General features: G+C 68.8%; 19 protein-coding genes and 2 pseudogenes. 9 read left to right on the top strand and 12 right to left on the bottom strand.

Annotated features, from left to right (window positions below):
• The first annotated feature begins 102 nt into the window (after positions 1–102).
• Together QQM39_RS39315 and QQM39_RS39310 are read left to right on the top strand one after the other, a co-directional pair.
• The gene (locus QQM39_RS39315; protein ID WP_302002379.1) at positions 103–1,209 is read left to right on the top strand and encodes an AraC family transcriptional regulator; all 1,107 of its coding nucleotides are present in this window, start codon (positions 103–105) and stop codon (positions 1,207–1,209) included.
• A 53-nt stretch (positions 1,210–1,262) separates the two neighbouring features.
• On the top strand, positions 1,263–1,655 hold the full coding sequence (locus tag QQM39_RS39310; protein ID WP_302002378.1) for a Rid family hydrolase: 393 nt from the start codon (positions 1,263–1,265) through the stop codon (positions 1,653–1,655).
• 86 nt (positions 1,656–1,741) lie between these two features.
• On the opposite strand, the gene QQM39_RS39305 is transcribed toward QQM39_RS39310, so the two are convergent.
• Both QQM39_RS39305 and QQM39_RS39300 read right to left on the bottom strand, forming a co-directional pair.
• Positions 1,742–2,938 (bottom strand): MFS transporter, encoded by a 1,197-nt coding sequence (locus QQM39_RS39305; protein ID WP_302002377.1) that lies wholly within the window; start codon positions 2,936–2,938, stop codon positions 1,742–1,744.
• A gap of 167 nt (positions 2,939–3,105) precedes the next feature.
• A complete protein-coding gene (locus tag QQM39_RS39300) occupies positions 3,106–6,324 on the bottom strand; it encodes a bifunctional cytochrome P450/NADPH--P450 reductase (protein WP_302002376.1) in 3,219 nt (1,072 codons plus the stop codon).
• 220 nt (positions 6,325–6,544) lie between these two features.
• Between QQM39_RS39300 and QQM39_RS39295 the strand changes: the two genes are divergently transcribed.
• From QQM39_RS39295 to otnC, 3 genes are read left to right on the top strand one after another with little or no spacing between them, the layout of a single operon-like run.
• Positions 6,545–7,966, top strand: coding sequence for an aspartate aminotransferase family protein (locus QQM39_RS39295; RefSeq protein ID WP_302002375.1), 1,422 nt, complete (start codon positions 6,545–6,547; stop codon positions 7,964–7,966).
• Positions 7,959–9,230 carry a 3-oxo-tetronate kinase gene (otnK, locus tag QQM39_RS39290; RefSeq protein ID WP_302002374.1) on the top strand — a complete coding sequence of 424 codons (1,272 nt, stop codon included), beginning with the start codon at positions 7,959–7,961 and terminating at the stop codon, positions 9,228–9,230. The genes QQM39_RS39295 and otnK overlap by 8 nt, the downstream gene beginning before the upstream one ends.
• Positions 9,227–9,862: a 3-oxo-tetronate 4-phosphate decarboxylase gene (gene otnC / locus QQM39_RS39285; RefSeq protein WP_302002373.1), complete on the top strand. Its 636-nt coding sequence runs from the start codon at positions 9,227–9,229 to the stop codon at positions 9,860–9,862. Before otnK ends, otnC begins: the two co-directional genes overlap by 4 nt.
• An 89-nt stretch (positions 9,863–9,951) precedes the next feature.
• Here otnC and QQM39_RS39280 read toward each other — a convergent pair whose 3' ends face one another.
• On the bottom strand, positions 9,952–10,482 hold the full coding sequence (locus QQM39_RS39280; RefSeq protein ID WP_302002372.1) for a helix-turn-helix domain-containing protein: 531 nt from the start codon (positions 10,480–10,482) through the stop codon (positions 9,952–9,954).
• Positions 10,483–10,570: 88 nt separating this feature from the next.
• Here QQM39_RS39280 and QQM39_RS39275 point away from each other — a divergent pair, with 88 nt between their 5' ends.
• Positions 10,571–12,157: an NAD(P)/FAD-dependent oxidoreductase gene (locus QQM39_RS39275; RefSeq protein ID WP_302002371.1), complete on the top strand. Its 1,587-nt coding sequence runs from the start codon at positions 10,571–10,573 to the stop codon at positions 12,155–12,157.
• Positions 12,158–12,632: 475 nt separating this feature from the next.
• Here QQM39_RS39275 and QQM39_RS39270 read toward each other — a convergent pair whose 3' ends face one another.
• The 3 genes from QQM39_RS39270 to QQM39_RS39260 form a co-directional block, all read right to left on the bottom strand.
• Entirely contained in the window at positions 12,633–12,773 is a 141-nt protein-coding gene (locus QQM39_RS39270; protein WP_302002370.1) for a hypothetical protein, read from the bottom strand.
• A 349-nt stretch (positions 12,774–13,122) separates the two neighbouring features.
• The gene (locus tag QQM39_RS39265) at positions 13,123–13,662 is read right to left on the bottom strand and encodes a YbhB/YbcL family Raf kinase inhibitor-like protein (protein WP_302002369.1); all 540 of its coding nucleotides are present in this window, start codon (positions 13,660–13,662) and stop codon (positions 13,123–13,125) included.
• A gap of 26 nt (positions 13,663–13,688) precedes the next feature.
• Entirely contained in the window at positions 13,689–13,955 is a 267-nt protein-coding gene (locus QQM39_RS39260) for a YbhB/YbcL family Raf kinase inhibitor-like protein (protein ID WP_302002368.1), read from the bottom strand.
• 407 nt (positions 13,956–14,362) lie between these two features.
• Here QQM39_RS39260 and QQM39_RS39255 point away from each other — a divergent pair, with 407 nt between their 5' ends.
• On the top strand, positions 14,363–15,067 hold the full coding sequence (locus QQM39_RS39255; RefSeq protein ID WP_302002367.1) for a GntR family transcriptional regulator: 705 nt from the start codon (positions 14,363–14,365) through the stop codon (positions 15,065–15,067).
• Between the two features lie 231 nt (positions 15,068–15,298).
• Here the strand turns inward: QQM39_RS39255 and QQM39_RS39250 are convergent, their stop codons facing one another.
• Positions 15,299–16,183, bottom strand: coding sequence for an SDR family NAD(P)-dependent oxidoreductase (locus tag QQM39_RS39250; protein WP_302002366.1), 885 nt, complete (start codon positions 16,181–16,183; stop codon positions 15,299–15,301).
• Between the two features lie 304 nt (positions 16,184–16,487).
• The gene (locus tag QQM39_RS39245; protein WP_302002365.1) at positions 16,488–17,396 is read right to left on the bottom strand and encodes an alpha/beta hydrolase; all 909 of its coding nucleotides are present in this window, start codon (positions 17,394–17,396) and stop codon (positions 16,488–16,490) included.
• A 107-nt stretch (positions 17,397–17,503) separates the two neighbouring features.
• Between QQM39_RS39245 and QQM39_RS39240 the strand changes: the two genes are divergently transcribed.
• Positions 17,504–18,136, top strand: a complete 633-nt coding sequence (locus tag QQM39_RS39240) for a TetR/AcrR family transcriptional regulator (protein ID WP_302002364.1) — start codon at positions 17,504–17,506, stop codon at positions 18,134–18,136.
• Here the strand turns inward: QQM39_RS39240 and QQM39_RS39235 are convergent.
• The 3 genes and pseudogenes from QQM39_RS39235 to QQM39_RS39225 form a co-directional block, all read right to left on the bottom strand.
• Positions 18,069–18,611 (bottom strand): LuxR C-terminal-related transcriptional regulator, encoded by a 543-nt coding sequence (locus QQM39_RS39235; RefSeq protein ID WP_302003883.1) that lies wholly within the window; start codon positions 18,609–18,611, stop codon positions 18,069–18,071. The two genes, QQM39_RS39240 and QQM39_RS39235, sit on opposite strands and share 68 nt — an antisense overlap.
• A gap of 322 nt (positions 18,612–18,933) precedes the next feature.
• On the bottom strand, positions 18,934–21,138 hold the full coding sequence (locus QQM39_RS39230; RefSeq protein ID WP_302002363.1) for an MMPL family transporter: 2,205 nt from the start codon (positions 21,136–21,138) through the stop codon (positions 18,934–18,936).
• Between the two features lie 213 nt (positions 21,139–21,351).
• Positions 21,352–21,997 (bottom strand): annotated as a pseudogene (locus tag QQM39_RS39225) (TetR/AcrR family transcriptional regulator).
• Positions 21,998–22,255: 258 nt separating this feature from the next.
• Between QQM39_RS39225 and QQM39_RS39220 the strand changes: the two are divergent.
• A complete protein-coding gene (locus tag QQM39_RS39220; RefSeq protein ID WP_302002362.1) occupies positions 22,256–22,474 on the top strand; it encodes a hypothetical protein in 219 nt (72 codons plus the stop codon).
• A 90-nt stretch (positions 22,475–22,564) separates the two neighbouring features.
• Here QQM39_RS39220 and QQM39_RS39215 read toward each other — a convergent pair.
• Positions 22,565–22,723: pseudogene (locus QQM39_RS39215) on the bottom strand (hypothetical protein); the annotation flags it as partial.
• Between the last annotated feature and the right edge of the window lie 20 nt (positions 22,724–22,743).

The following is a 22,743-nucleotide window of genomic DNA, read 5'->3' as shown; positions in this document are numbered from 1 at the left end:
TGCGCCAGGGGCCAGATAGAGGGCCCCAGCGGCCACCCGTTCCCCGCTGAAGCAGTGGCGGCCTAGAGTGGGGCGGGTAGTGCCCTGGTGAGAGAGGTCGCCATGTCCGACGCTCCCGTCCCGCCGCCCCCACTGAAAACCAGTCGCGGCGTCTCGGCCACCATCCAGCCGGGCATCCTGCGCTACCTCATCCGGGTCGCCGAAGAGCACGGTGTCGACCTCCGGCCCGAGCTGACCCGCCTGGGCCTGGACGAAGCGGTGATGCGGTCCGCCGCTCTGCGGGTCTCCTACCGGCAGGGCAGCGCCGTCATCCGCCGCGCGGTGGAACTGACCGGGGACGAGCACCTGGGACTGCGGGTGGGTTCCGCACAGCAGTTGACCGCGTGGGGGATGCTCGGCTTCGCCCAGATGGCCAGCGAAACCCTTCAGGACGCCATCGAGACAGGGGTGCGGTACCAGAACCTGTCGGGATCGATGGTCGTCTGGTCGGTCCGGTCCGAGGACACCGGCTATGTGATGTGGGCGGACCTGCCCGACCCTGCCGTGGATCCGGCCGTCGCGACCTTCCTCGTCGAGGAGGCGTTCTCGAGCGTCGTCACCCTGACGCGCCTGTCCACCGGCCCCGAATTCGCGCCGCAGGCCGTCGAGTTCGCCTTTCCCGCCCCGCGGGACACAGAGTTGCTCGCCGAACTGTTCCGCTGCCCGATGCGCTTCTCGGCCGACCGCAACCGCATGGTGTTGCCGAACCGATGGGCGCATACGGCGATGCCGGGCCGGGACCCGGTCACGTACGCCGCCGTGGTGGAAGTGCTGGACGCTCAGACGGCTTCGCGTCGCGCCCAGCAGGACCTGCTGGAAGTGCTGGAGATTTCCATCGCGCAGAGCCTCCCGGTGGTTCCGTCCTTCGCCGAGCAGGCTCGCCGGCACGCCTCCAGCGAGCGCACTCTGCGCCGTCGCCTGGCCGAATGCGGCACGACGTACGAGGCGATCGTCGACGGCGTGCGCCGCGAACGGGTCGAACAACTGCTGCTCAGACCGGAATCGACTCTTCGTGACGTCGCCCGCCAGGCGGGCTTCTCCGACGTGAGCGCCCTGCGGCGAGCGGTCCGCCGCTGGCACGGCGTGGCCCCGATGCAGTTGCGCGGGGATATCGCGAGAAGTGCCGTTCCGTTGGCAACGCCTGCACAACCCGCTGAGACAAATGCATAATTGTTCAACACTTGAACCAGGCCCGAACGTCCAGTTGTTGGACATGTGGCGCGATGGGATGGACGAAGATGAGACAGACCGTGCCGGCTGGCACACCGTACGCGGATGCGTACGGATACAGCCGCGCTGTGAGAGTGGCCAACCAGATACATGTGTCCGGCACCACGGCGCAGCCGCCGGACCTGGACGGAAGCGATGCCTACCAGCAGGCCAAGGCCGCGCTGGCAATCATCGAGGCCGCGCTGAAAGAGGTGGGTTCCGGCCTGGGCTCAGTGGTCCGGACCGTTGTCTACGTGACCGACATCGCCGACGGGGAACTGATCGCGAAGGCCCACCAGGAGGCGTTCGGGCAGGTGTATCCGGCGTCCACCCTCGTGGAGATATCCAGACTGACCGACCCGCGGATGAAGGTGGAGATCGAGGTCTACGCCGTCGAGGCGAACTGAACCGGATTCACGGTGACAAGGCCTCCTGACGCTCGGGCGCTTCCGCGCCCGTGACCTGTCAGGAGGCCCTGCTTCAGGGCTCTGCTTCAGGCAACCGTCGTACGCTTCGTCTCGTGCCCCGCCTGCTCCGTGCGGGCGACCGCGGCGCTGGCCACCGTCATCCTCAGCAGAGGGAACGAGGTGACGAAGGTGCCGACAGCGAGGACGATACTGAGCACGCCCGCGCCGGCACCGTCCAGGATCACGCCCACCACCAACGGGCCGATTCCCGTGCCCAGGGCTCCGGCTCCGCCGAGGGAGGCGACCAAGCGGCCGGACGTGTCGAGGACCGCCGCCGCGGCCAACATCTGCACGAGGACGGCCAGTTGGCACGCCTGCCAGAGGACGGCCGCGACGGTGAACAGCATGGGATCTCTCGTCCAGATGAGCACCGCCATGGCGAGGGCCTGTCCGCTGACGAAGGCGGCCATGGACCGCATCCTGCCGAATCGCCGTGCCGAGACAGGTCCCAGCACCGCACCCGCCAGCGCGACGATACTCGACACCGCCAGCACGGCGGAGACCGCCGACGAGGACATGCCCGTGTGCTCGCGGCCCAGCACCGAGGCATACGACCAGGCCCCCTGAGTGACCGCCCACAGCAGCGCCGTTCCGATCAGCAGGATCACCGAGGGCTTCGCGGACTCCGCAGACTCGGCTTCTACCGGCGCGTCCCCCGCTGAGCCCGGTCCGTCGGGGAGCCGGCGTACCAGCAGCCAGGCGGGCACGCAGCTCAGAGCCATCACCACGAACCCGGTCCCTCCGCCCCAGCCGCTGTTGGCCGCCGAAACGGCCAGGATCAGCAGTGCGGACAGGCAGACGGTCCCGATGACGGTGGCCGCGGATGCCCGGTCGACATCGTCGGCCGCCGCCAGCGCGGCCGTGGCCGCCGCGTAGACCGCCCCCAGCCCTGCGCCGAGGATCAGATTCGCCAGAATCAGCGTCACCTCGTCGGGTGCCCAGGCCGTGCCCAGAAAACCGAGGGCGGCCACGACCAGTCCGAGACGGGCCATCTTCGCGCGCCCTGGTCGCGCGGCCCGTTTGGCCAATGTGAGCGTCAGGACTGCGGTCGCCATCAACTGTGCCGCGGCCACGAGCCCGGCGCCGGCGTCGGACATCCCGAAGCGGGCCGCGAAGTCGTCCACGAAGACGGGCATGACGCTCGCTCCCCCGTTGCCGAGGGTCACGCCGGCGATCAGCGCCACCACCACGCCGAACGTGAGCGCGGAACGACCGCCCCCCATCACTGGACACCTCGAGGCAGGAAGACACCGCGTTCGCCGGCCCAACTCTCGACAACCAGGTGCGGGTCAAACATCGGAAACCTCATCAGAGTTGAGTAGGAGATGGGTTCTGCGCGGACACAGCGGCCACGGGCGCTTCGGACGCCCGTGGCCGTGCGAGGGCCGGATCAGCCGGCCCAGACGTCCTCGACGTACGTGCCGGACTCGGTCAGCGTGGTCAGCCAGGACGCGGCCTCCTCGTCACCGGCGCCGGTGTGCTCGCGGTAGACGCCCATGAACGCCTCCCGCACCGCGGGGGCCATGCGGCGGCCGTCGCCGCAGATGAACACCCGTCCTCCGGCCTCAAGCGCCGCCCACACCTCGTCACTCTCCTGTGTGATGCGATCCTGGACGAAACGGGCGCCCTCCTCGGGGGCGTGCATGAAGGTGGGTCGCAGGCTGACCGCTCCGGCCGCCTCCGCCGCTTCCAGCTCATCGCGGTGCAGGTAGTCGACATCGGGGTGGTCGCAGCCGAAGTAGCACAGCAACTTGCCGGTGGATCCGGTGTGGTAGCGGTCGAGGACCGCGCCGCGGAACGGTGCCAGCCCGGTGCCCGCGCTGACCAGGATCACGGGGACGGACATGTCCTGCGGCAGCCGGAAGGACTCGCTGCACGGCAGCACCCGGGACTGGACCGTGTCGCCGGCCGACACGTTCTGCAGGTAGTTCGACGCGATCCCGGCGAACACGCCCTCGCCGCTGCGATGCGGGGCGGCGAGCTGCGACACCATCAGGTCGACCTCACCGGGAGCCGCCTCGGCGGACGAGGAGATCGAGTAGTGCCGCGGGCGCAGGACCGGCAGCATCTCCAGGAACAGCTCGAACGGCAACTCGCACGCGCGGTACTGCTCCAGCAGGTCCAGGATGCTGCGCCCGGCGGCGGTCACCTGCTCGCCGAAGGCATCGGGCCGCGCCGAGGCGAGTTCGGCCAGTGGGCGGCGCTCGGGCGGGCAGGCGGTGTGCTCCACGAGCACGGAGACCTGCTCCCGCGTCGCCGCATCCTGCAGTTCCACGAAGTCGGTCAACAGACGGCGCAGAGTCAGCGGCCGATCGACGGGCAGGGTGCTGCGGCTGCGGCGCCGAGCGCGCAGCCGGACCGTGCGGTCCAGGTCGAGACCGAACCGGTCGGCGACCCGCCGCACCAGGCCCTCCGGGTTGCTCGGGAGTATCGCGAGGTGGTCACCGGTGCGGTAGGTGACGCCCTGGGGCAGCCGCAGCCTGAGGAAGCGCTTGGAGCGGCCGAGGGCGTGGTCCATGTCGACCAGTTCGTACGCGTCCAGCACCCGCATGGGCTGAACTCCATGGCGTGCGGCGAGTTCACCGGTGACCGACTCCGCCGCGTCCTCCAGCTCGTACAGCCCCAGGTCGGCGTCCGAGTCCTTGACCGGTTCCGTACCGCCCACGGTCGGGACGCCGTAGCGCTCCAGCAGGGCTGACCACAGATCACCGGTCCACCGATCCACGGTGCCGGCGAAGTCCCCGGCGGCGTCCGCCGCACCGCGCTCCACCAGGGGCGTGGCGCCCGCGGCGGCCAGTCGCTCGTCGATGAGCGTGGGGATGCGCTGGTAGGTGGCGGCCCAGTTGCGGTCGCCGACGCCAAGCACGGCGTACTGAACGCCGTCGAGTGAGCCTGGCTGAAGGTCCTCCAACCAGGAGACGAACTCTGCGGCGTCGTCGGTGGGCCTGCCGTTGTAGGAGGCGGCGACGATCACTACGGGGCCGTTCGCCGAGGCGAGCCGGTCCACGGAGTCGTTCAAGGAGGCGACCGTGGCGCTGAAGCCGTGCTCGGCGCCGTCCTCCACCAGATCGCGGGCGATGCCGGCACAGGTGCCGAGATTGGAACCATGCAGCACGGTCAGGGAGGTCCCGGTCACGCGCCGGGCACTGTGCCGTACCTCCTCGGCGGCGGCGCTGCTCGTGGAGGTGGCGTCGGGCAGGCGGCGCTCGCCGCTCTCCCGCCGGGCCAACTCCAGGGTGAAGTCGTCGGGCTTGATGGTGAGCGACTGCTTGACCTTGAACTGGTAGTTGGTGTGGTCGATCAGGCGGTAGCGGTGGATGAGCAGGCCGAGCACGAGCGTTGCCTCGTGCAGTGCGAACTGGCGGCCGATGCAGGCTCGCTCACCGCTGCCGAAGGGCTTGAACAGGTGTACCGGGCGCGCCGCCTCACGCTCCGGGGAGAACCGTTCCGGATCGAACAGCTCCACGTTTTCACCCCACGCGGGGTCCCGGTGCAGCGCCGGGATCATCACCATCAGCGTTTCGCCCTTGCGTACCTGGTACTTGCCGCCGATGACCGTGTCCTCCAACGGCTCGATGGCGTACCCCGGCGCTGTCGGCCACAGCCGGAGCGCTTCGTTCAGAACCTGGCGGATGTAGGTCAGCTTTCCGACGTCGCCGTAGGCCGGGTCCGGGTCGTCTACGTCGCCCCACAGGGCGTCCACCTCCGCCTGGGCCCGCGCCAGCACCTCCGGATGCTTCGTCAGGTAGTACATGGCGAACGACAGGGCCCCGCTGGTGGTCTCGTGCCCGGCGATGAGGAAGGTGATCGCCTGGTTGCGGATGTTCTCGTCGTCGAGGAGCTCGCCGGTCACCTCGTCCCGGGTATGCAGCATCCGCCCCAGCAGATCATCAGTGCTCGTGTCTCCCTCCGCGCGCCGCCGCTGGATGATCTCGTCGACCATGCCCTTCATCAGCTTGTTGTCGGTCCGGAACTGCTCCACCTTCTTCCGCTGGAACAGCTCCGCGCCCGGAAGGGCGCCGTTCTTGGCGTCGGCGTACTCCAGCGCTCGCGCCAGAGCCGTTACGAAGGGATGCGGTTCCTCACGGCTGAAGGACTCGAAGTCGTAGCCGAAACCGCTCAGCCCGATCGTGTCGAACGTCAGCCGGGTCATGTCGGCGGGCACGTCCACGGGATTCCGCCCAACCGCCTCGTCCCACTTGGCGATCAGGCTCCGGGCCACCCGAAGCATCGTGGAGTGATAGCCCCGCATGGCACCGAGTGAGAACGCCGGCATCAGGACGTCGTGCGCCTTGCGCCAGTTCGGCTCGTCATTGAAGGCCGTGAACAGCCCGTCCCCGCCGATCTCCCGCAGGATCAGCAGATCGGAGTGCACGTTCTTGCGGAACCGGCTCTCGTCCGACAGCTCGGCGACCAGGTCCAGGCCGCCGACGATGATCGCCTCAGTGCCGAAGGCGCGGATCTTGTACAGCGGACCCAGCTTCTTGACCTCATCAGTGAAGTAGGTGAGGGCATCCGCGCCGCGCGGGATGTCGAGAGCCTGTCCGATCCAAGGGAGCCCTGGACGCTCGGGGATGGCTTCGGTCTTCTGTACGGATGCGTTCGCCATGCGTACCTCTCTCTTCCTGTGCCGACACTCACTGGCCTCAAGCCACACCAGTTGTTTGTCATCCGACAGTATCGGTTGATTTTATTGGTCGACCAGGTCGAGCGACATTATTAGGACACGATCGCCGGGTGGCCGCAGGTGCACGTTGACGCACTCACTGAGGATCTGCTTGGATTGCTGAACAACTCATCAATTGGATGATTGACACAAGGGGCGGGGTATGCGTCAGAACAGTGCGACCGCGCAGACGCTCGGTTCGTCAACTCCGATCGGAGCGGTGTCGGCCGAAACTCGACCGGACGCGTGGCAACGGACCAACGGCGCGGTCCTGCAACGAGACCTGCGGCATGCCTACAAGACCATCGTCAGCGCCGAGGGCATGTACCTCTTCGATTCCGAGGGCCGGCCGTACATGGACGCGGTGGGCGGCGCCGCCGTCAACATCATCGGGCACGGCGTTGGGCGTGTCTCCGAGGCGCTCGCCGCCGCTTCCGCAAGCACGAGCTTCGTGTACTCGGCCGTCTTCACCAACCCATGGCAGGAACGGCTCGCCGAAAGCCTCTCTGCTCTCGCACCAGTGGACGACGGCAAGGTGTTCTTCTGCTCGGGCGGCTCGGAAGCCAACGAGTCTGCCGTGAAGATCGCGCGGCAATACCACCTTGATCGCGGCCGGGCGACGAAGTGGAAGATCATCAGCCGGGGCATGAGCTACCACGGCAACACGCTGTCGATGCTGGGCCTGTCCGGACGGCCCAGTTGGAGTTCGCGGTACTCGCCCTACATCGCGTCCAGTCCCCGGATCGCCCCGGCCTTCTGTTATCGCTGCCCCTTCTCGGCCGAATTCCCCGGCTGCGGGACCCCATGTGCGGACGACCTGGAACGCTCGATCCTGCAGGAGGGACCGGAAACGGTGGCCGCGTTCATCGCGGAGCCGGTCTCCGGTACCTCACTCGCCGGCGCCGTTCCGGTGGCCGGCTACTACGAGCGCATTCGTGAGATCTGCGACCGCTACGACATTCTGTTCATCGCGGACGAGGTTCTGACGGGTTACGGCCGGACGGGCAAGCCGTTCGCGATCGAGCACTGGGACGCGAAACCCGACATCCTCACGGTCGGCAAGGGCCTCGGTTCGGGTTACGCACCGCTCGCGGCGTGTGTGGCGTCCGGTCGGATCGTCGAAACGATCCGGTCCACGTCGGGGCAGTACGTACACGGCTTCACGTACGGCGGTATGCCGATGGCCTGCGCCGTCGGCGTGCAGGTCTATGAGATCGTCGAGGAAAACGAGTTGTTCGACCGATCCGCCGAGATGGGCGAACACCTCCACCATCGGCTCCGCGAGCTGGCCGGACGGCGGGACGAAGTAGGAGATGTCCGTGGCATCGGCCTCCTCGCCGGGGTCGAACTGGTCGCCGACAAGAAGACCAAGCGCCCGTTCGACAAGGACCACAACATCGCGAAACGCGTGGTCGAAGTGGCCGAGACACGCGGGGTGCTGCTGCGCGAGGGGACGCCCGGCGTCAACCACGGCTCCGGTGGCGACCAGATCCAGATCAGCCCGCCGTACATCATCACTCGGGAAGAGATCGATGAGCTCGTCACCGTCCTCGACGAGTCCATCGGAGCCGTGCTGCATGGATAGCCCCGCGGGTCCGCGCGGCACGACCACGGTGTCACCGCTGTTGGGCTGCATCGCCGACGACTACACAGGCGGCACCGACGTCGCCGCCGCCCTGCACAGGGCCGGTGCGCGGACCGTGCTGTTCTTCGACTGCCCGGCCGACGACGCGACACTGCCTCTGTGTGACGCGGTGGTCGTTGCCCTCAAGACACGCACCATCGCTTCCAACGAGGCCGTCGAGGAGACTCTGCGTGCCCGGGAGTGGCTTGCCCGCCAGGGCACCACCCGCCTGTTCTTCAAGTACTGCTCGACCTTCGACTCGACGGAGGCGGGCAACATCGGGCCTGTGGCCGATGCGCTGCTCGACGCGACGGGAACCGAGCTCACCGTCGTCTGTCCGGCCGCACCCGAGCACGGGCGCACGGTGTACCAAGGACACCTCTTCGTCGGTGACCGTCTGCTGTCCGAATCCTCGATGCGCCACCACCCGCTGACGCCCATGACAGATCCCGACCTGGTCCGCCTGCTCGGGCGACAGACACCGCACGCAGTAGAGCTCGTCCCCCTCTCCCTGGTACGAGAAGGGCCTGACGCGTTGCGTGCGCGGCTGGAAACCCTTCAGGACAGGGGCATCCGGTTCGCGGTGACGGACGCGGTCTGCGACGCCGACCTCACCACAGTGGCCCATGCCGGCGCGGATCTCGGCGTGCTCACCGGCGCGGCCGGTCTGGCCCGTGCCGTGGGCGAGGTGTCCGCCACCGGGATCGCCACCTCCGCCTCCGTGGGGCATGTTGCCGGACCCACGATCGTGCTTGCCGGCAGTTGCTCCGACACCACACTGGGACAGGTGGCGCGAGCCAGCTCGACGCTCCCGTCCCATCGCCTGGACCTGTCCGTGTCCGCCACACCGGACGCGCTCCGCACCGACGCCCTGCGCTGGCTCCGTACGCACGCCGACGGCCGACCGCTGATGGTCTATTCATCGGCTCCTCCCGGCCAGCGCGCCGACATCGATGCCGCCGAGGTGTTCGAGCGGACACTCGGTGCCGTGGCCGCGGAAGCGGTGCGACTGGGCTACCGGCGCCTCGTCGTCGCGGGCGGCGAGACCTCGGGCGCCGTGGTCAGCGCCGTCGGGGTGGAGTCGGTGGAGATCGGCGCTGAAGCGGACCGTGGAGTCCCCTGGTGCATCAGCACGGGCGAACCCCGCCTGGCCCTGCTGCTGAAATCCGGCAACTTCGGCGCCCCCGACCTGCTCCTCCTCGCCGCCACGCAGGCGGTCGCATGAGCCGCACGCGGTTTCGGCGACAGATCACCGACCTGGGCGCCTCGCTGTTCGCACGCGGACTGAGCCCCGGCCGAACCGGGAACATCAGCGTCCGCACCGACGACTGCATCCTGCTCACACCGACCGGAGCATCCCTGGGGGCTCTTGAGCCGGAAGAGCTGTCGGTCCTGAGCCTGGACGGCACACATCTCGACGGTCCACGGCCATCGAAGGAGGCGTTCCTGCATCTGGCCATGTACAGGTCCCGCCCAGCCGATACGGCCGTCGTACACCTGCACAGCCCCTACGCGGTCGCCCTGTCATGCCTGGACCCGGACGACGCGTCGGACGTACTACCACCGCTCACCGCGTACTACGCCCTACGCGTCGGCACCCTGCCGCTGCTCCCCTACCACGCGCCGGGCGACGAGCGTCTCGGTCCGATCGCCGCGAAGTCGGCGCAGCAGCACCACGCACTCCTGCTCGCCAACCACGGGCCGCTCGCCGCCGGACGCGACCTCGCTGCCACGGCTGACGTCATCGAAGAACTGGAAGCGACCGCGAAGATCCATCTGGTTCTGCGGGGAATGCCGACCAGGCCTCTCACCAGCGAGCAACTCGACACGCTGCACGCCGGGGCCTCGCAGAAGTAAGAGAAGCTCTCCCTCGTATGCGCGGCAACAGCGGTTCTCGGTCTGCAAGGGCGACGGGTGCCTTCGGCAGAGGTACCACCTCGCTGCATTCAGTCTGAATCCACAGCGGCCGGCCGAGCCCCTGGCCCTGGCGCAGCGATGACGTTGCGCGGCGCGGTGATGGAGTGCCCCGAAGCGCAGGTGACCGAAGCGGTGATCGGTGCTCCGCAGTCCCGGTGCAGCAGTTGCACCGTCGGACCCTGCGGGCCCACGAGCCAGTGGTCGGCCCAGTCGATGAGGGCTACGAGGACGGGGAGCATGCTGCGGCCCTTGTCGGTGAGCCGGTACTCGTCCCGCACCCTCGCCCCCGGCTCGCGGTACGGGCACTTCTCCAGCATTCCCTCGTCGACCAGTTCGCGCAGGCGGGCGGACAGCACCCCCGAGCTGACGTCCACGTGGCGCAGGAAATCCTCGAACCGGCGAGTGCCGAAGAAGGCCTCCCGCATGATCACGCCCGCGGTGCGGGGGCTCATCACGCGCAGGGCGAGAGCGACGGAGTCCGGTTCCAGGTCCCACGCGTCCCTGTCCCACACGGTGTCGTCCCGCCCGTCGGAAACCGCAGGATCGGATCGGTGCTCCACACTGCCTCCACCTCTGTCGCCTTGCTGCCAGTCTACCGAGGCAACTAGCCTGAGTTCGGGAAACCGAAGCCAGATGGGAGAGTGTGGCATGAAGGCGGGACAGAGTTACAAGCGGAGCACGGTGGCGGACTCCTGGGACGCGATCGTCATCGGTTCCGGTGCCGGAGGTCTCACTGCCGCGGGCTTCCTCGCCCGGTCCGGGCAACGGGTTCTGCTCCTTGAGCGGCACACGACCGCGGGCGGCGCCATCCAGACCTTCCGCCGGGCCGGCTACGAATGGGATGCCGGACTGCACTACATGGGCGAAGTGCACCGTCCGGGCAGCGGCCTGCGCAGGATCTTCGACCACATCACCGGCGGAAAGCTGGGGTGGGCCCCGATGCCCGACGTCTACAACCGGATCTTCGTCGAAGACCGCGAGTATGAGATCCCGTCCGGCGCCGACCGGTTCAAGGAACGCCTGATCCAGTACTTCCCGGACGAGGCCGAGGCGATCAGCCGCTACGTCGACCTGGTCTTCGCGGCCAACCGGGCCGCCAAGCCCTTCTTCGCCCAGCGCAGCCTGCCGCAGCCCGTCGCACAGGAGCACTACGAGGCGATGTGCGCGCCGTTCCGCTCCTTCTCCGACCGCACGGTGACGGAGGTCCTCGCGGAACTGACCGACGACGAGGAGCTCAAGACCGTTCTGTGCGGTCACTTCGGCGACTACTCGATGACCCCGGGGCGGGTCTCGTTCGCCATGCACGCCATGCTCATCCGCCACTACATCGACGGCGCCAACTTCCCCGTCGGCGGGTCGGGCCGGATCACCGAGACGATCAGTGACGTGATCCGGGCCGCCGGCGGGGACGTCCTCATCGCCGCCGAAGTCGACTCCGTAAGGCTCGACGAACAGGGACGCGCCTGCGGCGTCACGATGACCGACGGACGCGCGTTCGACGCTCCCGTGGTGATCAGCGATGCCGGCGCCCTCAACACCCTCACGCGTCTGCTGCCCGCCGACGCCAAGCGCGACGACGAACTCGTGGACGCCTGCCGGGCGATTGGCCCCTCGCTCACCTGGGTTGTCCTCAACATCGGGATCAAGGAGTCGGCGGACCAGCTCGAGCTGAGCGGATCCAACATCTGGGCACACCAGGGGCCGGACGTCGACGCCCAGTTCGCCTTGTACGAGTCGGACCCCCAGCATCGGCCGATGCCCGCGTACTTCCTGACCTGCCCCTCCGCCAAGGACCCGCAGTGGAACGACCGTTACCCCGGGCGGAGCACGATCGACATCGCCGGTGTGACGACCTGGTCGCTGTTCGAGCCGTTCGCCGACAGCGCCTGGATGCGTCGCGGGGTGGAGTACGAACAGCTCAAGCAGCGACTGAGCCGCGAACTGCTCGACCAGGTCCTGCGGTTCTATCCCAAGGCGGAAGGCAAGATCGATCACATGGAGCTCGCCACCCCGCTCAGCTTCAACCACTTCCTCGGCAGGACACACGGTGACTTCATGTCACTGGCGCACACGCCCGAGCGCTTCGCCCAGCGTGGCCTGAGCGCCCACACCTTGGTGCCCGGCCTGTTCCTCAGCGGCCAGGACGTCGCCGCGGCCGGCGTCAGCGGCGCCGTCGTGGGCGGAGTCGTCGCCGCGTCCGCCGTACTCGGACGCGATGCACTCGGCGACATGTAGGTGACGTCCATGACTGCCGGTTGTCTTCGAGGTCACCTCGACGGCGGCGATCAGGACGGTGCCGGGCCTGGGGTTGATCGGGCCGGGTTGGCCTTTGGGCCCGGGCCGGGAGGGTTGGGAAACCTCGGCGGGATGGGCGGCGCTCTTGGCGCGGAGGTGTCAGCCCCCCAGCGGACACGGACGAGGGTGAGGCGGCGGGGCTGGGCCGGCCATTCCCAGGGCGGTGGAGGTCCTCGGAAGGGGGCGGACGAGGCGGAGTTGGGTGTGGGCAGTGATGATCAGCGAGGCCCACAAGTTGGCGGTGCGTGGGGCTGGACAGGGGGACGGTCCAGCCCAGAGTCTGCTGAACGGGCGGAAGGTGCGTTCAAGAGCGAATCTGCGGAGGAACGCCTGCCGGCGCAGGTCGACATCCGCGCCCGCCATGCCGGTCCTGGCACCCCAGCCTCACCGTTTCAGTCGCGGTCGGCTTGGCCACTCACGCCTGCGGCGCGCGCACCTCGACGGTGTCCCGCGGGTCGTGCTCGGCCATCCCCCGCCGTAGGTCATCGACCGCCTCCGCGAACGTCGTCCCCTCTGCCGCAAGTCGCCGCTGCCACGTCCACGGACGGACGTTCATCTGATCCACCACGGCCAGGCCAAGAGTGCCCGTCGGCAGCAGGACACCGTGAGCGCGGACTGCGCCACCACCACCCGTCCCTGCCGGGCTCAGCGGCAAGCTTCCCCTGGTCGCAGGGCGGCCCGACCTGACCGCGGTGGCTCCGTTCACCAAGGCGCCGTCCGTCCACGGGGTCACCCTGGGTGCCGCCTACAGCCACGGCGATGCTGTCCCGCGCCGCCCTGTCCACGATGCTCGGCGAACCGCTGACGCCGGACGGACGGACACCTCGGCCCCCATGCTGCCCCGCACGCTCATCCTCGACGGCCGCGACAACGATCGTGGGCGCGGCCCTCCTGGCAGCTGTTCGTCAGGCGCGTATCTCGGCACTGGCGGTCAGGACCGCCCGGCCGAGGATGTGTCCGGCCATGTTGAAGCCCAGGAACGCGGGCGTGGCCTCGGCCGGAACGCCGATGGACTCGACATCCAGGGCGTGCACCACGATGAAGTAGCGGTGCGGGCCATGCCCGGCGGGCGGGGCTGCGCCGATGAAGCGGGCCGCTCGGGCGTCGCCCGGCAGTTGGAAGGCACCCTCGGGCAGGCCCGAGCCGGTGTCGTCGCCGGCCCCCTCGGGCAGCTCGTTGACGGTGGCCGGGATATCGGCCACGGCCCAGTGCCAGAAGCCGGAGCCGGTCGGGGCGTCCGGGTCGTAGACAGTGACGGCGTAGCTCTTGGTGCCCTCGGGGGCGCCGCTCCACGACAGCTGCGGGGAGACGTCCTTTCCACCCGGGACGCCGAAGATGCCGGAGTACTGTTCTTCGGACCAGGCGGCGCCGTCGGCGATGGTGGTGCTCGTGACGGTGAAGCCCGGCACCTCGGGGAGGCGGGCGAAGGGGTCGTTGGCGCTCATGGCGGCCTTCCTCTCTCTTGTGGGGACTACTGATGTGCGGTCGCGGTGAGGCGGCCATAGCCGACAATGTGGCTGTTCATGGTGAAGGCCGCCGCTGCGGTGCTGCGCGCGGCCAGGTTCAGACTCGCTGTGTCAAGGGCGTACACCGTGATCTTGTAGTGATGGGAGACGTCGCCGACCGGCGGGCAGGGGCCCATGCAGCCGCTCCTACCACCGTCGTTCGCGCCCGCCACGGCGCCGGGCGGCAGAGCACGGCCGAGGCCTTTCTCGCCGACCGGGATGTCCCAGGTCATCCAGTCCGCATCCGCTGGTTCGCGCCGGTGCAGCCGAAGCCGTTCGCCCAGGCGTAGGCCGGAATGGCGCCGCCACCACGGACATCCGGGCTGGTGACTGTGAACCGCGGGGCTGCGGCCGGGACGCCGCTTCGGACCTTGCCGTAGCCGTGGGTGTCGTGCCTGGCGCCTGTGGTGCGGCTGCCGCCGGTCGGAGGTGGAACACCGCGCTGACTCCGACCACGAGGACGGCGGCACCGGTCAGCGACAAGGGTGCGAGCGGACTTTCTCACGGGTTCTCCTGGCAGAGCGGGACTGCGTAAGACAATGACAGGCAGCCCATAACGTCGGGAATCGGATGCCACCGTATCTTCAATCGACGATAGCATAGATAATCGATTATCACGCCTGGTGGCTAGACTCAGCTCATGACTCAGACGGCCGACGCCTCGACCTCGTCGGGGAAACAGATGCTCTCCGAGCAGGTCTACGCACGCCTGCGCGACGCCATCAGGCGTGGTGAATACGCCCCCGGTGCAGCCCTCAAACCGCAGGACCTGGCCAAGGAGCAGGGGGTGAGCCTGGCGGTGGTGCGCGAGGCGCTGGTGCGGGTGGTCGGCGACGGCCTCGCCGACCGGCTGCCGAACCGCGGCTTCGCCGTCCCAACCTTCTCCGACCGGCGCTGGCAGGAGATCGCCGAAGCCCGCCGCACGATCGAACCGGTCGTCCTGCGTCTGTCGATCGAGCGCGGCGACATCGACTGGGAGGCGCGCGTGCGCGCCGCCCATCACCGGCTTGCGCGCACCCCGGTGTACGTGCCAGAAGAGGGCGAGTACTTCAGCAGTGCCTGGTCCGAGGCCCACCGGGTCTTCCACCGAACGCTGCTGGAAGGATGCGGCAACCCGGTCCTGCTGGAAACCTTCGACCGTATGTGGACCGCGAGTGAGCTGGCCCGCCGCTGGTCGGTGCACCGCACCCCGGGCCGCGACTTCGTCGGTGAGCACCGTCGACTGGAGGAGGCGGCGCTGGCCCGCGACGCCGACAGCGCCGCCGAAGTTCTCGTCCAGCACCTGACCCTGACCGCCGCCGGCCTGACCGGCTGCACCCACCACGAACCTGTGAAGGAAGTCTGATGCGCATCGCCAACCTGGCTGGACGACCGCGCCTGATCGCCGAGAGCGGGCAGTCGACGTCGGCGTCGCCAGCGGTGACCGCTTCGGCCCCGACCGGCTGAAGGTCTACGTCCCAGGGGGCCGAGTTCTGCGCCTGGGCCCATGAAGTTGCGCTGCCCGAGGACCGCCCCTTTTGACCGTACGGAGCCGGGCTCGCCCGTACCGGCCGGGGCCCTCTGCCCTCGGCAGGCTCTACCGGGTCCCGTTGGTGTGATGCCGGTCGTGTGCGGCTGGATTGTGCCATCCGGTCGCCGAGGCCAGGCCTATGGCGCGGGGCACGGTCTGGCCACGAAATCCGAGGCGCTCGACGATTGGGCGGAACAGGCCCGGGGCCTTGGCGGCCAAGGTGAGAGACTTGGGGACGACGATGAGATCGGCACGCCGTTCGATGCCGGAGACGATGCCGCTGACGACCTTCTGCAGTGGGACCATCTTCCACAGTCCTCGGTCGTTGCCGCCCCACAGCGCGCGCCCGGCGGGGTCAGCGGTCACGTCGTCCATCAAGGGTGTTCGAAAGAAGGTGGGGTGGGCGCTGCCCACGCCGACCCCGAGGTGGCGCAGTTCCAGACGGACGCTGTCGCACAGCGCCCACACGCCGGCCTTGCTCGCGGTGTAGGAGACCTGCATCGGGGAGTGCACGAAGGCGGCCATGGACGAGACGGCAAGCAAGTAGCCCTCGTGGCGTTGCACGTGAGGGAGTGCCGCGCGGAAGGTGCGCCAGACCCCGTTGAGGTTGACGTCGATGACGCGCTCGTAGGCCAACGGGTCGATGGTCGCCAGCGGAGCCATGGTGTCGATCCCCGCCCCTGCGATGACGACGTCGAGGCGCCCGAAGTGCTCGGCGGCCTCGTCCATGGCCTGCTGAAGACTGGCGAGATCGCGTACGTTGGCATGCCAGCCGCGGGCAACCGTTTCGCCTCCCAGTTCCCGGGCCTGGGCCGTGGCGGCCTCAACGCTGAGGTCGAGCAGCGCGAGATTGGCTCCCCGGGCGCGCAGGGCTTGGGCGAGGGCGGCGCCCAGGCCGCCGGTGGAACCGGTGAGGGCGATGGTGCGCCCGGTCAGGTCGTAACGGGTCATGACGGCCTACCTCGATGTGTCGGTCTGCGGGGAGTACGGATCACGTCGGCGGATTCCTCGAGTCGGCGCAGGAGCCGGCACGGTCGCAGGTGACATCCGGCGACGGCGGTTGAGGGCGCCGTGCAAATCTGGGAACAGCGCCCACCGGCGGGGGACGTTGACATGGGCGGAGCGGTTCTCGATGCCGCGGACGACGGCATTCGCGACGCGTGCAGGGGTGATGACCTGGCCGAGCAGTGACGGGAAAGCGATATCGCGGTGGGCAACAAGTACCTCTCTTCGGAACGTCCGTCGAACCGGAACTTCACCGGGGGGCTGGCGAAGCGCTGAGGGGGACGTGCCGCCCCAGGAACGCCAGTTGGTCCTTGACAACGCGTTCGAAGGGCTCACCGACGTATATGTCGAAGTGGCCGTGGGGGTAGAGGCGGACTTCGCCGTGCGGAGCCCTGCGGGCATGGTGCAGGGTCGGCCGTGCGGGGGCCACACTGTCGTGCTCACATACGCAGAACATCACCGGGCAAGCGATCTTCGCGGTCTGGCGGCCCGGCCGGTAGCGGATGATGTCCAGGGCGAACCGCGCCGCGACCTGGTTGGCGAAGGGCGCCTCGTCGGGCACGAGGGCCAGGTAGCCGGACTCGGCGTCCTCAGCGGTCATCAGGGCGGCGGATCCGGGTGGGCCCGCGGTCGCGACCATGACGGGAGGGCGCCCCAGACGGGCGCCGACGACGTCACGGAGCGCGCGGGCCATCACCTTCACCGAACTGTCCGGACGCATCGCCAGAGCGGAGGCGGCACCGTCGGTGAACAGACCCTGGGCGATGACGGCTGCGACGGCCGGGTCCTGAGCGGCGGTCGCCAGGACATGGCCGCCGCCGAAAGAGGTGCCCCACAGCACAACACGCCGGGGGTCGACCTCCGGCCGGGAGCGGGCACAGGCCACCGCAGCCCGCCAGTCCTGAAGCTGTCGGCGGATGCTCAGGAGCTGGCGGGGTCGGCCTCCGCTGGAGCCGAAATGCCGGTAGTCGAAGACCAGACAGGCGTATCCCGCGGCGGCGAAACGCTCGGCGTAGGCATCCAGACGCATCTCCCGGACACCACCCAGGCCGTGTCCCATCACCAGGGCCGGACGTACTCCGCCGTCTTCCGGCAGGTACAACCACGCGCGGCATTCCGTGTCCCCGGAGGGAAACGCCAGATCAAGACGTTCGGTCATCGGGCCTCCACAAGGCAACGGGGCACCCAGGCACGCCTCGTTAATTTGGAATCACTTACAAGTTTGTAATGTATTCCAACATTAGGCCGCCGTAAAGTAACAGGGTGATGACAAACAAGGTCACCCGAGCCAGCCGTCGCGCCGCCGCCACCCGGGCGGCCATCGTGGAAGCGGCCGAAGAGCTTCTGGCCGAGGGCGGCCCCTCAGCCGTCACTCTGGAAGCTGTCGCCGAACGGGCCGATGTCGCTGTGCAGACCGTGTACAACCGGGTCGGCGGACGCTCCGCTGTCCTGATCGCCGTCGCTGCACGCGCCCTCGAAGACAACCGGCAATACATGGACGCCGCCTATGCCACTCCCGGCACCCCCGAGGAGCGCATCAGGGCGGCCGCAGCCGCCTACGCCCGCTTCGCCACCGAACGCCCCCACCAGTTCCGCCTGCTCGCGGACCCGCCCGACGAACCGACCGCGCTCGAACGTGTCGCAGACCTCGTCGAAGAGCAGAACGCCAAGCTCGCCGCAGCCCTGAGCGACGGCGTCGCCGACGGCTCCATCACCCCCGGTATCGACCCCCACGCCGCCGCGACGGCTCTGTGGGCCACCATGAACGGCATCCTCAGCCTGTCCTGGCGCGCCGATCGACTGCGCGCCGAGCCCGGACAGCTCGACGCGGTCATCTCCACCGCGGAAGCGATGCTCTTCCACGGACTTGTCCGACCCCGCCCCGCAACTGCTCAATGACGTACCGTCGACCCCGATCACCGGACCGGTGTGCGGAAACGACACAGTGGTGCGACATGCCGCCGACGGGAAGGCCCGGGGTGACGAGGCCGCTCTCATAGGCGATGGCGACCAGCTGGGCACGGGTGGAGACGCCGAATTTGCGGAGGATCCGGTTCACGTGTGACTTGACCGTGAGAGGACTCAGGCCGAGCAGGCGGGCGAGTGCGTTGTTGTCAGGCTGGGTCGCGACGAGGATGAGGATCTGCCGCTCTCTTGCGGAGAGTTGATCCAGTACCGGGCTGGGGGGATGGCGGAGGTCCGGGTGCGGGTCGGCGGCGGGGAGGAGATGATCAGCCCGCCCCGGCTCACCAGGTCGAGGGCCGTCAGGATGCTGGTGACACCGCAGTGCAGAAGTGAACCGGTCTCCGCGACGGAGATGTCGCCGATGACAGCGAGCCGGGTCCGGACGGCAGCGTGGCGCAGAGTCAGCCATGTCGTGGTCTGGGAGGGATGGAGCCAAGGCCGGGGCGTCGATGAGGAGAAGGGCGGGCCTCATGGCGGGGAGTCGGGCGAGAGCGTCATGCAGGGAAGGGATCTGTGCCTGGACGGTCAGAGCGGCAGAGGTCTCGATGACGCGTGCGTAGGCATCGCGCACGAGGGCGTGGCCACCCGTCAGGAGTACCCGGTGCATTGCTTGTCCTTGGGACGGCCTGTGGGTTCGGAACTCGGGGAGGCGGGCCCGCGGCACAGGTCGCGCTGCGGGCCCACCGGAGGTCGTGGCGGCCGGGGAGGGCGTCGCCCGTCGCCGGATTTCCTCAGGAAACGGGCTGAACTTCCACGCGGTCGTGATCCCTCGGCGCTGCCTTCTGGAGGCTTGCGCCCTCGATGTCGAGGTCGGGAAGGATCCTGTCAAGCCAGGCAGGCAGCCACCAGGCGTGGCGTCCGGCGAGGGTCAGCAGTGCGGGGACGAGGGTCATACGGACGACGAAGGCGTCGATGGCCACGCCGACGGCCAGGGCGAAGGCGATGGGCTTGATGATCGGGTTGTCGAGGGGGAAGAACCCGGCGAAGACGGTGAACATGATCAGCGCGGCGGCGGTGACGACCCGTGCACTGTGTCGGGCTCCGTCGATGACCGACTTACGGGCCATGCCAGTGTGGAGCCATTCCTCCCTCATGCCGGAGACGAGGAAGACCTCGTAGTCCATGGCCAGGCCGAACAGCACCCCGATCAGGATGATCGGCAGAAAGCTGACGACCGGGCCGGTGCTGGGCACCCCGAGCATGTCGGCCAGCCATCCCCACTGAAACAGGGCGACGACCAGGCCCAGCGAGGCGGCAACCGAGAGTAGGAAGCCGACGGCGGCCTTGACGGGGATGAAGAGCGAGCGGAAGACGATCATGAGCAGGATCAGGCTCAGGCCTACGACGATGGCGACGAAGGGCAGCAGGGAGTCGGAGAGCCGGTTGGAGATGTCGATGTTGACGGCGGTGGTACCGGTGACCGAGACGGAGGTGCCGGATGTCACACGGATGTCGGCGCCGTGCTTGCGGATGTCGCGGACGAGTTGATCCGTCTTGAGGCTGTCGGGGCCTCCGTCGGGGATGACGGTAATGACGCTCTGTGCCGGGTTGCTGGTGGAGGCGGGCGGCAGGACCGCTTTGACGCCGTGGAGAGTCGCCAGCTTCCGCGCGACCTCAGCGCCGGCCTGAGCTCCCTGGCCGTGATCGGTCTCGGTCAGCACCAGGAGGGGGCCGTTGAAGCCGGGGCCGAACTTGTCACTGACGGTGTCGTAGGTCGTCCGTTCGGTGGAGCCCTGCGACGCCGAGCGGTTGTCCGGGAGAGACAGGCGCAGGTCGGTGGCGGGGAGGGCGAGGGTGAGCAGGATGCCGGCGGTGGCGAGCACGGTCAGCAGCGGCTTGGCGATCACTCGCTTGACCCAGCGGGCCCCGCGGGTGTCCTTGGTGGTGGCCTCGGTGTCGTTGTGGACCCGACGGGCGGCGCGGCTGCCGGGCTTCGGTGCCAACCGGGAGCCGGCGAATCCCGCGATGGCGGGCAGCAGGGTGATCGCGGCAAGGACGGCGATGACCACGGCCCCGGCCGCGCCCAGGCCCATGGTGGTCAGGAAGGGGATACCGATGACGCTCAGGGCCCCGAGCGCGATGATCACGGTGGCCCCGGCGAAGACCACCGCGCTTCCGGCAGTGCCGTTGGCCAGCGCGACGGACTCCTGCGGGGCCATTCCGCGGGCAAGTTGCTGGCGGTGACGGGAAAGGATGAACAGGACGTAGTCGATGCCCACGGCCAGTCCCAGCATGAGCGCCAGGGTGACGGCGGTGGACGAGATGTCGGCCAGCGGGGTCAGGGCGAGTAGCCCGGCCAGGCCCACGGCCACGCCGATGAGGGCGGGGATGAGGGACATACCGGCGGCGAGCAGCGAGCCGAAGGTGATGACGAGGACGAGCAGGGCTACTGCAACGCCGATGATCTCCGACGGGCCGACGTGGATGCCGCTGCTGGAGTAGACGGAGCCGCCCACCGAAGCGTCCATGCCGTCCTTCTCGGCCGCCTGTGCGGCCTTCTCAAGGGCGTGCTTGGAGGACTCGCTGACCTCGGACTTTGGTATGGAGTACTGGACCTGGACGATCGCCGCGGTCCCGTCCGGCGAGACGGCACCGGATTTCTCGGGGCCGACGACGGAACTGACCTGCGGCGCCCGGCCCGCCGCCGTCACGGCTTCGGCGATGGCGGCCGCGTACGGGGCTTCGGTGACGCGCTTGCCTCCGGGGACCGTGAAGACGAGCTGGGCGCTGTCCCCGGACACGTCCGGCAGGGTCCTGCTGACCGTGTCCAGCGCGCGCTGGGACTCGGTTCCCGGTACGGCGAAGCGGTCGTCGAGCTTGCCGCCGAAGACGCCGACACAGGCGACGAGCCCGGCCAGGGCCACGAGCCAGAGGGACAGCACCAGCTTTCGGCGACGGTAGGCGCCGAGGCCCAGGCGGTGAAGCAGCACAGCCATGCTGAACTCCCTTGAAGAGCATGAGGGTTGGACACTGCGGGCCGGAGGCAGCGCAGAGAAAGAGGTGCGACGCAACCGTCGGCGCAGCAGGCGCCGAAGTTCCGGTCGCCAGACTTTATCGCACGCCCTTGTCATATGACAAAGTCGTTCGCTTAATGTGAGGCGCTTTGGGGCGCTCGGGAGAGCGCAGGTCTCGGCACACGCGCGGTTGCCTCAGCCGGTCGGGCGGGACTCCACCGCGTGGCACTGGCCGGCGACCCGCTCCAGCTGCCCGCCGGCCAGTGCCACCACGGAGGAGACAAGCCCAGGAGGGCGACGCGCTCGGTCTCCTCATCGGGGAGCGACAGATGCATGTTCGTGAGTCCGTCAAAACCGGCGAGAACCCACCAGGCGATCGCCTCCGCGGGCTGCGCCAGCGGCTGACCCGTGCGCTCGGCCGCCTGCCTCAGGATCCTTGCTGTCACGTCGATCCACGGCTGGTAGTGGCTCGTGAGAACCTCGCGCAGCTGGGATGAGCGCATCGCGAACGTGGCCAGTTCCGTCAGCATCCGATGGCTGCCGGGCTGTCCCGTACCGTCCGCCACAAGGCCGCCGCCAGAGTGCTGATGGTCTCCTCGAACCCACCTTCCTCCGGTGCGGCGCGTTCGACCTGTACGACCAGGTTTTCCGTGAGCTCCTCCAGGACGGCCCGGCACAGCCCCTCCTTCGTACCGAAGGTGTAGTGCACGGTGGCCTGGGCAACACCCAGCTCGGCAGCGATCGCGCGCGTGCTTCCGGCCGCGACGCCCTCCCTGCGCATGAGGTCGATGGCCGCTTTGATCAGTTGGGGGCGGCGCTCGGCCGCTGAGACGTGCGCCATGGATGTATGACAATGACTTAGTCCGTCGATTTCGTCACTCAACCAAGTCGACCTTCGTCGAGAGACGCGTGCAGGGCGCCGGGAGCACGCGGCTGGATGACTCGTTGAAGGAGCTCACTGGATCTCGCGCCCGCTGCGGCAACTGTCCCTGGAGCAGTTACTGAGTGTTTGGTCTGCGCTGGGTGTCTTTCTTCGCGCGCCAGTGCACCCGCCCATGCGAGTCGACACAGCTGGGGGTCGTCTGTGCCATGTGGCGTGGTGAAGTGGCTTGATCCCGGCCGGGGCGTGGGCGTCATCGCCCAGGAGTGCGCCGGCCCCGATGCCGTCGCTTGTCGCGCGGCGGTCAACGGCGACGCGGACAGCACGCTGGTCGTGGGCGAGCGGGTGTCCTTCGACCTCGCTCTCGATGCCGCAGGCGTCCGCGCCGCGCGAAGAGCATGGACGCCGGCGCCGTCTGGAGGCAGTGACGAGCGTTGAGGGTCTCCGCGAGGCCGGGAAGGGCCTACAGCGCGGGGGTTCCTCGCCGGGGCCGCATCCGAACGCCGGCGTGATCTCCTCCTCCACGCCCGCCTTCGTCCGTCGCACGCGCACCGTGGCGAGACCGGGCCGGTCCGGGCTTCCGACACCACGAACCAGGTCGGTTCGGCCGCCCGCCGGTGGGCGACGCCTGCACGGGTCAGTCGGCGCGGCGACCAGGGCAGGTTGGCGGGTTCGGCGGCGCCCCACCCGGCCGGGGTTCACCACGG

Source organism: Streptomyces sp. DT2A-34, from assembly GCF_030499515.1.
GTDB lineage: Bacteria > Actinomycetota > Actinomycetes > Streptomycetales > Streptomycetaceae > Streptomyces.
The sequence above is the reverse complement of the archived record's forward strand: the minus strand, read 5'-3'. Positions and strand labels throughout refer to the sequence as shown.

Coding starts and splice junctions, on each gene's coding strand:
- QQM39_RS39295 (WP_302002375.1), top strand. CDS start 6,545: ATGCGTCAGAACAGTGCGACCGCGCAGACGCTCGGTTCGTCAACTCCG.
- QQM39_RS39315 (WP_302002379.1), top strand. CDS start 103: ATGTCCGACGCTCCCGTCCCGCCGCCCCCACTGAAAACCAGTCGCGGC.
- QQM39_RS39275 (WP_302002371.1), top strand. CDS start 10,571: ATGAAGGCGGGACAGAGTTACAAGCGGAGCACGGTGGCGGACTCCTGG.
- QQM39_RS39235 (WP_302003883.1), bottom strand. CDS start 18,611: ATGGCTGACTCTGCGCCACGCTGCCGTCCGGACCCGGCTCGCTGTCAT.
- QQM39_RS39300 (WP_302002376.1), bottom strand. CDS start 6,324: ATGGCGAACGCATCCGTACAGAAGACCGAAGCCATCCCCGAGCGTCCA.
- QQM39_RS39250 (WP_302002366.1), bottom strand. CDS start 16,183: ATGACCCGTTACGACCTGACCGGGCGCACCATCGCCCTCACCGGTTCC.
- QQM39_RS39265 (WP_302002369.1), bottom strand. CDS start 13,662: ATGAGCGCCAACGACCCCTTCGCCCGCCTCCCCGAGGTGCCGGGCTTC.
- QQM39_RS39230 (WP_302002363.1), bottom strand. CDS start 21,138: ATGGCTGTGCTGCTTCACCGCCTGGGCCTCGGCGCCTACCGTCGCCGA.
- QQM39_RS39245 (WP_302002365.1), bottom strand. CDS start 17,396: ATGACCGAACGTCTTGATCTGGCGTTTCCCTCCGGGGACACGGAATGC.
- QQM39_RS39310 (WP_302002378.1), top strand. CDS start 1,263: ATGGGATGGACGAAGATGAGACAGACCGTGCCGGCTGGCACACCGTAC.
- QQM39_RS39255 (WP_302002367.1), top strand. CDS start 14,363: ATGACTCAGACGGCCGACGCCTCGACCTCGTCGGGGAAACAGATGCTC.
- QQM39_RS39240 (WP_302002364.1), top strand. CDS start 17,504: ATGACAAACAAGGTCACCCGAGCCAGCCGTCGCGCCGCCGCCACCCGG.
- QQM39_RS39260 (WP_302002368.1), bottom strand. CDS start 13,955: ATGACCTGGGACATCCCGGTCGGCGAGAAAGGCCTCGGCCGTGCTCTG.
- QQM39_RS39270 (WP_302002370.1), bottom strand. CDS start 12,773: ATGAACGTCCGTCCGTGGACGTGGCAGCGGCGACTTGCGGCAGAGGGG.
- otnC (WP_302002373.1), top strand. CDS start 9,227: ATGAGCCGCACGCGGTTTCGGCGACAGATCACCGACCTGGGCGCCTCG.
- otnK (WP_302002374.1), top strand. CDS start 7,959: ATGGATAGCCCCGCGGGTCCGCGCGGCACGACCACGGTGTCACCGCTG.
- QQM39_RS39305 (WP_302002377.1), bottom strand. CDS start 2,938: ATGGGGGGCGGTCGTTCCGCGCTCACGTTCGGCGTGGTGGTGGCGCTG.